Origin of the sequence: Mesorhizobium sp. B2-3-5, from assembly GCF_006442395.1 — a bacterium.
Classification (GTDB): Bacteria; Pseudomonadota; Alphaproteobacteria; order Rhizobiales; family Rhizobiaceae; genus Mesorhizobium.
The window spans coordinates 13,127-26,168 of record NZ_VFVX01000008.1 but is presented as its reverse complement, the minus strand read 5'-3'; the positions used below and the strand labels follow the sequence as shown (position 1 = coordinate 26,168).

Below are 13,042 nucleotides of genomic sequence, written 5' to 3'. Positions count from 1 at the left end.
TAGTTGGTATGATGGCAGAGAACCACGTGGCCGATCCGATGTCCAAGATCAAGTCCATCGACATCAGGAGCCTGGCCCGATCGGCTCTCGGCTGGCCGTCGGGCATTCTGTTTCCGCCCGTCTGCGCCGGCTGCCGCCGGCATGTCTCGCAGCCTGGCGTGCTGTGCGGCGCCTGCTGGCCGAAACTCAGGCTGCTGGAACGACCCTGGTGCCCGGTGATGGGCACGCCATTCATCCACCATATGGGCGAGGGCTTTCTGTCGGCCGAGGCGATCGCCGATCCACCGCCCTTCGAGCGAGCACGGGCGGCCGTCGCTTATTCCGGCGTGGCTCGCCAGATGGTGCAAGGGCTGAAATACCAGGACCGCACCGATCTCGCGCCTTGGATGGCGCGCTGGATGGCGCGCGCGGGCGCCGATCTCATTGCCGAGGCCGATGTGGTGGTGCCGGTGCCGCTACACTGGCGGCGCTTTTTCAAGCGGCGTTTCAACCAGTCGGCGGAATTGGGGCGCGCGGTTTGCGAACTCGGCGGGCTGTCCTTCGCGCCCTCCGCCATGCGGCGCGTGAAACTCACCCGCCAGCAGGTCGGGCTGGAGCGACAGGAACGCGAGGAGAATGTGCGGGCCGCGTTTCGTGTGCCGGCGGAAGCGGAAATCGAGATTGCCGGCCGCAGGGTGCTTCTGATCGACGATGTCTACACCACGGGCGCCACCGTGCGTGCCGCCACGAAGGCGCTGAAAAGAGGAGGTGCGGCCGCCGTCGACGTGCTGACGTTTGCCCGCGTGTTGCCGGGGGACTTCCGGGCGGACGAGTCCGTGACTATATAAGTCGGCAACAGAGAACGGAAACGTCATGGTCGATGTCACCATCTACACCCGCATGATGTGCGGCTATTGCACGGCGGCCAAGCGGCTGTTGGAGCGCAAGGGCGTCGCCTATACCGAGCATGACGCCTCGTTTTCGCCGGAACTGCGCCAGGAGATGGTTTCGCGCGCTCATGGGCGTACGACCTTTCCGCAGATTTTCATCGGCGACAGGCATGTCGGCGGCTGCGACGACCTCCATGATCTGGAGGCCGAAGGCCGGCTGGACAAACTGCTCGCCAACGGCACGACGATTTGAGGGTATGATCATGGATGTTTTCAAGGCCGCGGCGATCCAGATGCGCTCAGGCGAAAGTCCAGAGCGCAATGCGGTCGATCTCGAACGGTTGGTGCGTGAAGCGGCGGCGCAAAATGCCACCTACATCCAGACGCCTGAAATGACCGGGGCGCTGATCCGCGACAAGGAAGCGCGTGCCGCCTCCTTTACCTCCGAGGACAAAGACATCGTCGTCGCGACCGCGCGCCGACTGGCGCGCGAACTCGGTGTCTACCTGCATATCGGCTCGACCGCCATCCTGCGCGCCGACGGCAAGCTCGCCAACCGGGCGCTGTTGTTTGGCCCGGACGGCACCACGCTTGCCGCCTATGACAAGATCCACATGTTCGACGTCGATCTCGACAATGGCGAGAGCTGGCGCGAATCCGCCTCCTATGAACCAGGCACCGAGGCCGTCGTGACCGAGATCGCGGGCGCGAAATTGGGTTTCGCGGTCTGCTACGATCTGCGGTTTCCGCAGCTGTTCCGTGCCGAGGCGATGGCGGGCGCCGACCTTTTGACCGTGCCCGCGGCCTTTACCCGTCAGACGGGCGAGGCGCACTGGCACGTGCTGCTGAGGGCCCGCGCCATCGAGAACGGCGCCTTTGTCGTCGCCGCCGCGCAAGGCGGCCTGCACGAGGACGGCCGCGAGACTTATGGCCATTCGCTGATCGTCGATCCGTGGGGGCGCATCCTGGCGGAAGCCGCGCATGACGAGCCCGATGTGATCGTCGCCGAGATCGACCCGGCGCAGTCGCTTGCGGCGCGCAAGAAGATCCCGAACCTCAGAAATGCGCGGGATTTCACCATCAATGCTGGCGCGGTGGAGGCGCCGCGTCTCAGGGGTGCCGCCTTTTGATCCGCTTTTCCCTCATCTGCGAAAACGAGCACGAGTTCGAGGGCTGGTTTCGCAGCAATGACGATTTCGACACCCAGAAGAGGCGCGGCTTTGTCGATTGCCCCAGCTGCGGCTCCCATACGGTGCGGAAGGCCCTGATGGCGCCCGCCGTCTCGACGGCCCGCAAGCAGGAAACCATTGCGCTGGCCATGGGCGAGGCGCAGAAGCAGGCCATGGCGCGACTGAAGGCTATGGCCGAGAAGGTGCGCGAGAATGCCGACTATGTCGGCGACAAGTTCGCCGAGGAAGCGCGAAAGATCCATTTCGGCGAAACCGACCCGCGCGGCATCTATGGTGAAGCGACGCTGGAAGAGGCCAAGAGCCTGGCCGAGGACGGCGTCGATTTCATGCCGATCCCGGTGTTTCCGGACGACCGCAACTGAACGATCAGCTCACGTTGCCGATCAGCTTCTCGAGCAGGCTCGAAAGCGTCTCATGCTCGGCCTTCGTTAGGCCCGAAAGAATCTCGTGTTCATTGGCGACATGGGCGGTGACAGCCTCGTCGATCAGCGCGAGACCTTTTTCCGTCAATTGCACAACAACCCCGCGCCGGTCGCTGGGGTGCGGCGCGCGCAGGATCAGTCCGGCCTTCTCCAGCCGGTCGAGCCGGGCGGTCATGGCGCCGGAGGTCACCATCGTCGCCTCATAGAGCTCGGTCGGTGTCAGCGCGTAAGGCTGGCCGGAACGGCGCAGCGTCGCGAGCACGTCAAATTCCCCCGATTGGAGTCCGAAGCGGGCAAAAACCGGCGCGAGGCGGTCACGCGCGATCAGCGAGGACGCCTCGTTCAGCCGGCCGATCACGCCCATCGGCGACACGTCGAGATCCGGCCGTTCCCGTCGCCACTGTTCGATGGCCTTCGCTGCTCTGTCCATATATCTCACCATCAAATATCTTGACGCTAAGAATCTTTCCATTATCTTATCGCAAGATATCACGGCGGCCAAGCGCCGCCAGTCAACGACGGGACCGTCCGATGAAATTTCTCTGGGATTCGGCGCTCGGCCTGCTGGTGGTCACCGGTGGCCTCCTTGGCCTGACGCTGCCCTTCGGCAAGCTCGCCACGGCGGCCGGCGTGCCGGCCATGGTCTGGGCCTTCGTTATTTCGCTCGGCGCCGGCGGCGTGCTTTTGTGCGCATTGCTGCTCAGCAGGCAAAAGATCCGGCTGACGGCGCATAAGCTGCGCTATTTCTTCGTCACCGCGGCGGTGTCCTACGCGTTTCCCAATCTCCTGATGTTTTCAGCCATCCCGCATCTCGGCGCCGGCTATACGGGCATCATGTTCACGCTTTCGCCGGTCGTCACGCTGGTGTTCTCGATCCTGCTCGGTGTCCGGCGCCCCAATATGCTCGGCATATCAGGCATTGCCGTCGGCTTCATCGGTGCGGTGATGGTCGCTCTTACGCGCGGAGAGGCCGGCCAGCCGGCCGATTATTTCTGGGTGGCCGTGGGGCTGCTCATTCCGGTCAGCCTCGCCGCCGGCAACATCTACCGTACCGTCGATTGGCCGGAAGGCACCGGCCCGATCGAGCTTGCCGTCGGCAGCCATCTGGCGTCGGCGACGCTGTTGCTCGCCGGCATTCTCGCCCTGTTCGGCGTCAGGGCTTTCGCCCCGCTCGGCGGCGTGCCGCTGGTGGTCGTCGCGCAGGTCGCATCCGCATCGGCGATGTTCGCCTTCTTCTTCCGGCTGCAGGCTGTCGGCGGCCCGGTCTATCTCAGCCAGATCGGCTATGTGGCGGCCGCGGTGGGGCTGTTTGCCGGCACGATCTTCCTGGGCGAGCACTACCAGCTGCTGACCTGGGCCGGCGCCGTTATCATCACCGCCGGCGTGTTCATCACCACCAGGGCGCAAGGCCAGACCGGTGCGAGAGCGCAGAGCCAAGCCGCCTAAGCGTCTTCAGCCCTTGCCATCGGCGTCGCCTCCGGGCTCCTGCCTTGGATGCCGGCGGCGGTGGGTGGCGGCGGCGCGCGCCGCCTGTTCGTAGATGCCGGTCATCAGCTCGAGCGTGCGCGCGACCTCCTCGAGCTTATCGGCCATTTCGGGAATGCGCGTCACGGCTTCGATGAGCAGAACGGAGCGGATGTCGGCGTAGCGTTCGGTCACGCGATGCCCGAGTGGAGTGACCTCATAGGTAACGCCGGCCCTGCCGCTGCCGGTGCGGGTGATCAAGCCGCCCTTGAGCAATTTGCGCAGGCTGTACTGGATGTTGGGAATGTCATCGCGATTGGTCATCTGGGCAAGATCGCGCACGCTTTTCGGGCGGTCGTTCATCCGGATGACATGGAGCAGCGCGTTCTCGGGGCCGCTGGCGGAAAACTCGATCACCGTGGCAAGGCATTCGGCCTGCCAATGGCCGAACGCCTCATAGGAGCGCATCAGCGCATACTCGACTTCGGTGACATCGATTTCCAGCGGCGTGCGCGCCAGATGCCAGCCGCGATCCAGCAACTTGGCCTCTGTTTCCTGAGATTTGCGCCGATCATTCATCTGCCTGTTCCCCGCTATGAGCATGCGCCGATCCCGGTGGTTGCGTCTACATGGATTTATGATAGACTTTCTATTATAAATTATAATAAAAAATGAGGAGAACACCCCCCAATGAGCATGCTCGACAAGACTGCGCCTGATGCGCAACCCTTCTTCCTCGGCACTTTCGCGTCCAATTGCTCCGGCGGCATGACCGTCACCAAGATCCCGGAGCGCTGGGTCAGTTCCTGGGACAACAATCTGCGGCTGGCGTATCTGCTCGACGAGGCCGGCATGGACTTCATGCTGCCGATCGCGCGCTGGATCGGCTATGGCGGCGAGACCAACTTCCACGGCAATGTGCTGGAGACGATCACCTGGGCCGCTGGGCTGCTGGCGCTTACCCGCAACATCACCGTCTTTGCCACGACGCATACCGCGGCCAACCATCCCGTCGTCGTCGCCAAGCAACTGGCGACCATCGACCAGATCAGCCGTGGCCGCATCGGCCTCAACATCGTCGCCGGCTGGAACAAGCCGGAATATGAAGCGCTTGGGCTGACGCTGCCCGACGACCACGTCACGCGCTACGGCTATGCCCAGGAATGGTTCGATATCGTCAACGCGTTGTGGGAGCGCACGGAGGCCTTTGACTGGGACGGCAACTGGTTCAAGCTCAGGAATGTGCTTGGCGACCCGCGCCCGGCTTCGCGGCTGCCCATCCTCAACGCCGCCGGTTCAGAAGCGGGCCGCAAATTCGCGGTCCGCAACGCCGATTTCCTGTTCACGCCGGCAATCGACCTGGCGCGCTCCAAGGATGAGATCATTGCGCTGAAGGAGCAAGCGAGGACCGCCGGCAGCGATGTCGACGTGCTGACCTTCGCCCATGTCGTGTGCCGGCCGACCGAAAAGGAAGCCAGGGACTATCTCGAACATTTCGGCCGCACCAACGCCGACTGGGCGGCGGTCGACAATCTGGTGAAGCTGCAGTTCGCCCATGCGCAGTCGTTCCCGCATGATCTCTTGGCGCTCATCCGCGACCGTATGGCGGCGGGCCATGGCGGCTTCCCGCTCACCGGCACGCCGGAACAGGTCGCCGACGGGATCACTGCCTTGCATGCGGCCGGGTTTCGCGGTTCGACGCTGTCCTTTGTCGACTATGCCGGGGAATTCCCCTATTTCCGCGACACCGTGCTACCCATTCTCGAAGAGAGAGGTGTCCGCATCGCGCCGGCCACGATGCAGTCGGCGGCTTAGAGCAATTCCAGGAAAAGTGTGAAACGGTTTTCCGCCCGGAATTGCGTCAAGGCAAACAGATGGAGTGGTTCGGCGTTTCCGTGAAACGATGAACCGATCCAGGCTGCGAAGGAGGAGGTTATGTCCACAGTTTTGGGGGAGGGCCCCGTCGGCGTCGCCGATTTCCGCGCCGCCATGCGGCTCATCGTCGGCAATGTCAGCGTCATCACCGCCGGCATCGGTGACGACCGTTCTGGTCTCGTGGTCATTTCGGTGGTCTCGCTGTCGGCCGAACCGCCCAAGGTGATCGCTTGCGTCAACCGCTCGTCATCGACTTGGCCGGTAATCGAGCGCTACCGGCATTTCGGCGTCAATTCGCTCGGTCCCCAGCACCAGCACGTGGCCGAGCGTTTCTCCGGCTTTGGCGGCATCAAGGGCAAGGACCGCTATGATGGCGCCGAATGGACGACGCTGAAAACCGGAGCCGCGCTGCTTTCGGACGCGGTGGCCGCCTTCGACTGCAGCCTCGACGAGATGATCGACCGCGGCACGCATTCCATCGTCATCGGTTCGGTCGAGGCGGTGCGCACCCGCGACACCAGCCAGGCGCTGATCTACTGGCGCGGCGGCTACCGTCCGCTCAATGCCGAATAGCGAGAAAGGTCAGACCGATCCTTTTTCCGCCAGCACCATGTAGTTGACGTCCATATCCTTCGACCGCGACCAGCGGTCGGCAAGCGGGTTGTAGGTGACGCCGGTGCGGTCGATGACCGTCAGGCCGGCGCCGCCAAGCGCCTTTTCCAGTTCTTCCGGGCGCACCAGCTTGCCGAACTGGTGGGTGCCGCGTGGCAGCCAGCGCAGGACGTATTCAGCGCCGATGATGGCCAGCCCCAGCGCCTTCAGCGTACGGTTGATGGTGGCCACGAACATGATGCCGCCGGGCCGGACCATCTGTCCGCATTTGGCGACGAACAGGTCGATGTCGGCGACATGCTCGACCACTTCCATGTTGAGAATGACGTCGAATGTCTCGCCGGCGTCGGCGAGGTCCTCGGCCGTCGTGGCGCGATAGTCGACGCTCACATTGCCTTCGGCGGCATGCAGTTTTGCCACTTCGATGTTCGTTTCCGAGGCGTCGGCTCCCACGACCTCGGCGCCAAGCCGCGCCATCGGCTCGCACAAAAGGCCACCGCCGCAGCCGATGTCGAGGATGCGCAGGCCTTCGAACGGCCGTGCCGCGCGCGGGTCACGGCCGAAGCGCGTCGCGATCTGGTCGCGGATATAGGAAAGCCGGACCGGATTGAATTTGTGTAGCGGGCGAAACTTGCCGTTCGGGTTCCACCATTCGGCGGCAAGGGCGGAAAAGCGTTCCACTTCTCCGGCATCGATCGTCGATCGTCGGGGCTCTGGCATAGATTGGTCTCCTCGACACTACAGCGCCGCGCGTCCTTCGGACGCGCAAAGGACGCTGTAGCACTTTGATTCTGCGCATGATCCCTTTCCGAAATCGAAGTCGATTTCGGGGTCATGCGCTAGGAAGTCGGGCGTGAGGCCTCGAATGTCAAGGCAACATTTTCTCCCTGCCGCCAAGCCCGCCTACTTCGTGTCCAGCACGTCGCGCAACTTCGCGGCCAGCTGCTCGATGGTGAACGGCTTGGCGAGGAAATGCACGTCATGGTCGAGCACACCGTTGTGGACGACGGCATTCCTGGTGAAGCCGGTGGTGAAGATGACTTTCAGCCCGGGCTGGCGCGCGACCGCTTCCTCGGCGAGCTTGCGGCCGTTCATCACCGGCATGACGATATCCGTGAAAAGCAGGGCGATGCCAGGCGTCGCGGCCAGCTTCTGAAGGGCCTCCGGGCCGCTTCCGGCCTGGATGACGGTGTAGCCGAGTTCGCGCATGGTGTCCGTCGTGGCGGCTCGCACGCGGGCGTCGTCCTCGACCACGAGGATCGTCTCGGTGACCTTGGAGACGCTCTTGCCACGCTCGGCGGGCGCGGCCGGCTGCTCGGGGCCGAAGAAGCGTGGCAGGTAGATCTTGATCGTCGTGCCTTCCCCCGGTTCGGAGTAGATCTTGACGTGGCCACCTGACTGTTTGACGAAGCCGAACACCTGGCTCAGCCCCAGTCCCGTGCCTTTGTTGACCGGCTTGGTGGTGAAGAAGGGTTCGAAGGCCTTGGTAATGACCTCCGGTGACATGCCCGCACCGGTGTCGGTCACCGCGACCATCACATACTGGCCGGGCGTGACTTCGGCATGCGTCGAGGCATAGGCCTCGTCGAGGTAGCTGTTGGCGGTCTCGATGGTCAACTTGCCGTCATTATCCATGGCATCGCGGGCGTTGATGGCCAGATTGAGGATCGCGTTCTCGATCTGGCTGGGGTCGGCGTGAGTTTTCCACAGGCCGCCCCCCAGCACCGTTTCGATGCGAATGCCCTCGCCCAGGGTCCGTCGCAGGAGGTCGGACATGCCGGTCACCAGCCGGTTGGTGTCGACGACCTGCGGCGCCAGCGGCTGCAGACGGGAGAAGGCAAGAAGCCGGGAAGTCAAATTGGCGGCACGGCTGGCCGCGTCGGTCGCGGCTTCGATCAGCTTTTCTATATCATGCTCGCCACGCCTCAGCTTGCGCTGGGCAAGGTTCATGGCACTGAGGATCACCGCCAGCATGTTGTTGAAATCGTGGGCGATGCCGCCAGTCAATTGCCCGACGGCTTCCATCTTCTGCATCTGGCGTATCTGGGATTCGGCCTTTTCACGCGTCAGGATCTCGTTGCCGAGCTCGGTGTTCTTGCGCATCAACTCTTCCTGGGCGGTGGCGACCTCGCGGAAGCGGCGGCGGGATACGTGGATGGTGTAGGCGCCAAGCAGGAAGATCGCGACGAGGGCCGCCAGCGAACCCACGCGCAGCCAGGCCTCGACCTGGTCCGTGTGCGCGTCGCGCGCCGCGATGTCGGCCGCGCCGCTGCGGCGGATCGTATCCATGCTGGTCCGGATTTCATCCATGGCGGCCTTGCCCTGGCCGCTGCGGACCAGTTGCAACGCCCCGGCCACATCGCCCCTGTCGTACAGGGCGATGGTCTCGGCCAGTTCAGCCTGCTTTTGCGAAAGCGCATCCTTGATGTGATTGATCTGCTGGACGAACGGGTCGTCCGAAGCCGCCATGGCGTCGATGCGGGAGAGCTGCCCCGGAATTGCATCGACTGCCTTCCGGTAGGGGTCGAGATAGGATTTCTCGCCGGTCAGGAGATAGCCGCGCTGACCGCTTTCGGCGTCCTGTGCCAGAGCAAGGAGGCCGGAAAGCAACTGCTGATATTCAAGAGTCTGGCGTGCGGCGGCACGATTGGCTCTCTGGTCTTCAACGAGCATGGCGCGGGCGCCGACGATCAGCGCCAGCACCACGAAACCGGCGACAATCGGAAACGTTTGCCATCGCATGGCACGTCGAAGACGAGCAATCATCTGTTCTGCCGGACCAAAAGGAATTCCCGCGGGCAGCATTTGGTAAGCGGCAGCAGCCTCCAAGGCAATATGCCGTCTTCTTGAAGCCGGCAATACGTGTCCAGCCTTGCGAAACCGAAAGCATTTGGCTAAGGAGGCCGCGCATTCAGCGGCCGGCGCAGCCGGACGTGTCTTTCCGCTTTTCGGGATTCCGCTTTCTGGGTTGGGTCCGGCTTCAGTCAAAGGCAATTCGCTTCCATGGCGCGCATCGTGATGAAATTCGGCGGAACCTCCGTCGCCGACATCGCCCGCATCCGCAATGTGGCGCGTCACGTCAAACGCGAGGTCGACGCCGGCCATGAGGTGGCGGTGGTGGTTTCGGCAATGGCCGGCAAGACCAATGAACTGGTCGCCTGGACGCGCGAGGCCTCGCCGATGCACGACGCACGCGAATACGATGCCGTTGTCGCTTCCGGCGAGCAGGTCACCGCCGGGCTTTTGGCGATCACGCTGCAGAACATGGGCATCCATGCGCGGTCCTGGCAGGGCTGGCAGATCCCGATCAAAACCGACAACGCGCATGGCGCGGCGCGCATCCTCGACATCGACGGCGCGTTCCTGGTCAAGCGTTTCGGCGAGGGCCAGGTGGCTGTCATCGCCGGTTTCCAGGGTATCGGGCCGGACAACCGCATCGCCACACTTGGCCGCGGCGGTTCCGACACCAGTGCCGTGGCCATAGCCGCGGCGGTCAAGGCCGATCGCTGCGACATCTACACCGATGTCGACGGGGTCTATACCACCGATCCGCGCATCGAGCCCAAGGCGCGGCGGCTGGGCAAGATTTCCTTCGAGGAAATGCTCGAAATGGCCTCGCTCGGCGCCAAGGTGCTGCAGGTGCGTTCGGTCGAACTTGCCATGGTGCACAGGGTGCGTACCTTCGTGCGGTCGTCCTTCGACGATCCCGACGCGCCCGGAATGGGGGATTTGCTCAATCCTCCGGGAACGCTCATTTGCGACGAGGAAGAGATCGTGGAACAGCAGGTCGTCACCGGAATTGCCTACGCCAAGGACGAGGCCCAGATTTCGCTGCGCCGCGTCGGCGATCGCCCCGGCGTTGCCGCCGGCATCTTCGGGCCGCTGGCCGAGGCCAACATCAATGTCGACATGATCGTCCAGAACATTTCCGAGGACGGCAAGTTCACCGACATGACCTTCACGGTGCCTTCCGGAGACGTCGACAAGGCACTTGCCGTACTCGATCGGCTGAAAGCAGAGGTCGGCTACGATGTCGTGCAGTCGGAAGCCGGCATGTCGAAGGTTTCGGTCATCGGCATCGGCATGAGGAGCCACGCCGGCGTCGCGGCCACCGCCTTCAAGGCGCTGGCGGACAAGGCGATCAACATTCGAGCCATCACCACCTCCGAGATCAAGATTTCGATACTGATCGACGGCCCGTACACGGAACTTGCTGTTCGCACTTTGCATTCCGTCTACGGTCTGGATAAGCAGTAGCAAGACTGAATCAGTTGTTGCGCGCGTGCCGGCAGCGGCGGAAACTGCGCCGGCAGGTGTTTCATTGGAGAAGAAGCCGCGATGCGTGAGACGGCCGTTGGCCCGCGCGTTCTGCTGAAACGGCTCCGCGAGCTCATGCAAGAGCCGCTGGAGCCGCAGGAGCGGCTTGACCGGATCGTGCGCGATATCGCGTCCAACATGGTCGCCGAAGTCTGCTCGCTCTATGTGCTGCGCGCCGATTCGGTGCTAGAGCTCTACGCCACCGAAGGTTTGAACCCCAACGCCGTCCACCTGGCGCAGCTGAGGCTGGGGCAAGGCCTGGTCGGCACGATCGCCGCCAGCGCGCGGCCGCTCAACCTTTCCAACGCGCAGGAACACCCGGCCTTCGCCTACCTCCCAGAAACCGGGGAAGAGATCTACAATTCCTTCCTTGGTGTGCCGGTGCTGCGGGCAGGGCGCACGCTGGGCGTCCTGGTTGTCCAGAACAAGACCATGCGCCACTACCGCGACGACGAGGTCGAGGCGCTGGAAACGACGGCGATGGTCATCGCCGAGATGATCGCCACCGGCGATCTGGCCCGGCTGACCCGGCCAGGTCTCGAACTCGACCTGCGCCGCCCGGTGAGCTTCACCGGCCTGTCCTTCAACGACGGCGTCGGGCTTGGCCATGTCGTGCTGCACGAGCCGCGCATCGTCGTCACCAACCTGTTCAACGAGGACAGTGAGGAAGAGGTCCGGCGGCTGGAAAGCTCGCTCGGCTCGCTGCGGCTCTCGATCGACGATATGCTGGAGCGCCGCGATGTCGCTTTCGAGGGCGAGCATCGCCAGGTGCTGGAAGCCTACCGCATGTTCGCCAACGACCGTGGCTGGGTGCGGCGCCTGGAAGAGGCGATCCGCAACGGCCTGACGGCGGAAGCGGCGGTGGAAAAGGTGCAGAGCGACATGCGCGCGCGCATGCTGCATATGACCGATCCCTATCTGCGCGAGCGGATGAGCGACTTCGACGACCTCGCCAACCGGCTGCTGCGGCAGTTGATGGGACGCGGGCCGGAAGATGTCGCGGCATCGCTGCCGAAGGATGCCATCATCGTCGCCCGCTCCATGGGCGCCGCCGAACTGCTCGACTATCCCCGGGACAAATTGCGTGGACTGGTGCTCGAGGATGGCGCGGCCACCAGCCACGTCGTCATCGTCGCGCGCGCCATGGGCATTCCGGTCGCCGGCCAGATGAAGGGCGCCGTTTCCATGGCGGAAAACGGCGATGCCATCATCGTCGATGGCGAGGAAGGCGCGATCCATCTGCGGCCGCAGTCCGATCTCGAGGCGGCCTATGCCGAAAAGGTGCGGTTCAGGGCACGCCGGCAGGAAGTCTACCGCGAGCTGCGCAAGAAGCCGTCGATGACCAGGGACGGCGTGCAGGTCGACCTGCTGATGAATGCCGGGCTTGCCGTCGACCTGCCGCAGCTGGCCGAGGCGGGCGCGGCGGGCATCGGCCTGTTCCGCACCGAATTGCAGTTCATGGTCGCCTCGACATTTCCGCGCGCCGAAGCGCAGGAAAAACTCTACCGCGACGTGCTCGAGGCCGCGCGCGGCAAGCCGGTAACCTTCCGCACCATCGATATAGGCGGCGACAAGGTGCTGCCCTACTTCAAGGGCGCCATCCAGGAAGAGAACCCGGCGCTCGGTTGGCGGGCGATCAGACTCACGCTCGACCGGCCGGGATTGCTGCGCACGCAGATCCGCGCCCTGCTCAAGGCCAGCGGTGGGCGTGAACTCAAGCTGATGCTGCCGATGGTGACCGAGCTTGGCGAGATCGCCCAGGCGCGCGAGATCATCGATCGCGAGGTGCGGCATCTCTCGCGCTTCGCCCACCACCTCCCGACCAGCCTCAAGCTGGGCGCCATGCTGGAAGTGCCGTCGCTCCTGTTCCAGCTCGACGAATTGATGAAAGCCGTCGACTTCGTCTCGGTCGGTTCAAACGATCTGTTCCAGTTCGTCATGGCGGTCGACCGCGGCAATACGCAATTGGCGAACCGCTTCGATACGCTGTCGGCGCCGTTCCTGCGTGTGCTCAAGCAGATCGCCGACGCCGGCGCCCGCAACCACACGCCCGTGACGCTGTGCGGTGAACTCGCCGGCAAGCCGATCTCGGCAATGGCGCTGATCGGCCTCGGTTTCCGCTCGATCTCGATGTCGCCGGCCTCGATCGGCCCGGTCAAAGCCATGCTGACGGAACTGCCGTTGGACGAGCTGAAAGCATTCTTCGACGATAATCTGATGGCGCCGGCGCAGGGGCTGCCGATGCGGGCGTTGCTGCAGGCCTTTGCCGACGACCGCTCCATTCCGCTGTAGC

Annotated in this window: 13 protein-coding genes; 9 read left to right on the top strand and 4 right to left on the bottom strand. The window is 63.9% G+C overall.

All coding sequences use genetic code 11. The annotated features are described in order from the left end of the window. Positions 1-26: 26 nt before the first annotated feature. From FJ958_RS11820 to FJ958_RS11805, 4 genes are read left to right on the top strand one after another with little or no spacing between them, the layout of a single operon-like run. Positions 27-827 (top strand): ComF family protein, encoded by an 801-nt coding sequence (locus tag FJ958_RS11820; protein ID WP_140742717.1) that lies wholly within the window; start codon positions 27-29, stop codon positions 825-827. Positions 828-852: 25 nt separating this feature from the next. Continuing rightward, positions 853-1,122: a glutaredoxin 3 gene (grxC, locus tag FJ958_RS11815; RefSeq protein WP_140742715.1), complete on the top strand. Its 270-nt coding sequence runs from the start codon at positions 853-855 to the stop codon at positions 1,120-1,122. 10 nt (positions 1,123-1,132) lie between these two features. Then, positions 1,133-1,999, top strand: a complete 867-nt coding sequence (locus FJ958_RS11810; protein WP_140742713.1) for a carbon-nitrogen hydrolase family protein — start codon at positions 1,133-1,135, stop codon at positions 1,997-1,999. After that, positions 1,996-2,421, top strand: coding sequence for a DUF1178 family protein (locus FJ958_RS11805; RefSeq protein ID WP_140742711.1), 426 nt, complete (start codon positions 1,996-1,998; stop codon positions 2,419-2,421). The genes FJ958_RS11810 and FJ958_RS11805 overlap by 4 nt, the downstream gene beginning before the upstream one ends. Positions 2,422-2,425: 4 nt before the next feature. On the opposite strand, the gene FJ958_RS11800 is transcribed toward FJ958_RS11805, so the two are convergent. Further along, the gene (locus FJ958_RS11800) at positions 2,426-2,911 is read right to left on the bottom strand and encodes a MarR family transcriptional regulator (protein ID WP_140742709.1); all 486 of its coding nucleotides are present in this window, start codon (positions 2,909-2,911) and stop codon (positions 2,426-2,428) included. Positions 2,912-3,012: 101 nt separating this feature from the next. Here FJ958_RS11800 and FJ958_RS11795 point away from each other — a divergent pair, with 101 nt between their 5' ends. Continuing rightward, positions 3,013-3,927 carry a DMT family transporter gene (locus FJ958_RS11795; RefSeq protein ID WP_140742707.1) on the top strand — a complete coding sequence of 305 codons (915 nt, stop codon included), beginning with the start codon at positions 3,013-3,015 and terminating at the stop codon, positions 3,925-3,927. A gap of 6 nt (positions 3,928-3,933) precedes the next feature. Here the strand turns inward: FJ958_RS11795 and FJ958_RS11790 are convergent, their stop codons facing one another. Further along, a complete protein-coding gene (locus tag FJ958_RS11790; protein ID WP_140742705.1) occupies positions 3,934-4,524 on the bottom strand; it encodes a winged helix DNA-binding protein in 591 nt (196 codons plus the stop codon). Positions 4,525-4,635: 111 nt separating this feature from the next. On the opposite strand from FJ958_RS11790, the gene FJ958_RS11785 reads away from it, so the two are divergent. After that, complete coding sequence (locus FJ958_RS11785) at positions 4,636-5,760, top strand: LLM class flavin-dependent oxidoreductase (RefSeq protein ID WP_140742703.1); 1,125 nt, start codon at positions 4,636-4,638, stop codon at positions 5,758-5,760. A gap of 120 nt (positions 5,761-5,880) precedes the next feature. Further along, positions 5,881-6,393 (top strand): flavin reductase family protein, encoded by a 513-nt coding sequence (locus FJ958_RS11780; RefSeq protein ID WP_140742701.1) that lies wholly within the window; start codon positions 5,881-5,883, stop codon positions 6,391-6,393. A gap of 9 nt (positions 6,394-6,402) precedes the next feature. Here the strand turns inward: FJ958_RS11780 and ubiG are convergent, their stop codons facing one another. Both ubiG and FJ958_RS11770 read right to left on the bottom strand, forming a co-directional pair. After that, complete coding sequence (ubiG, locus tag FJ958_RS11775) at positions 6,403-7,152, bottom strand: bifunctional 2-polyprenyl-6-hydroxyphenol methylase/3-demethylubiquinol 3-O-methyltransferase UbiG (RefSeq protein ID WP_140742699.1); 750 nt, start codon at positions 7,150-7,152, stop codon at positions 6,403-6,405. Positions 7,153-7,335: 183 nt separating this feature from the next. Then, entirely contained in the window at positions 7,336-9,174 is a 1,839-nt protein-coding gene (locus FJ958_RS11770; RefSeq protein ID WP_140742697.1) for a CHASE3 domain-containing protein, read from the bottom strand. 261 nt (positions 9,175-9,435) lie between these two features. On the opposite strand from FJ958_RS11770, the gene FJ958_RS11765 reads away from it, so the two are divergent. Together FJ958_RS11765 and ptsP are read left to right on the top strand one after the other, a co-directional pair. Continuing rightward, positions 9,436-10,689, top strand: a complete 1,254-nt coding sequence (locus FJ958_RS11765) for an aspartate kinase (RefSeq protein ID WP_140742695.1) — start codon at positions 9,436-9,438, stop codon at positions 10,687-10,689. Between the two features lie 81 nt (positions 10,690-10,770). Further along, entirely contained in the window at positions 10,771-13,041 is a 2,271-nt protein-coding gene (gene ptsP, locus FJ958_RS11760) for a phosphoenolpyruvate--protein phosphotransferase (RefSeq protein WP_140742693.1), read from the top strand. Position 13,042 lies beyond the last annotated feature (1 nt).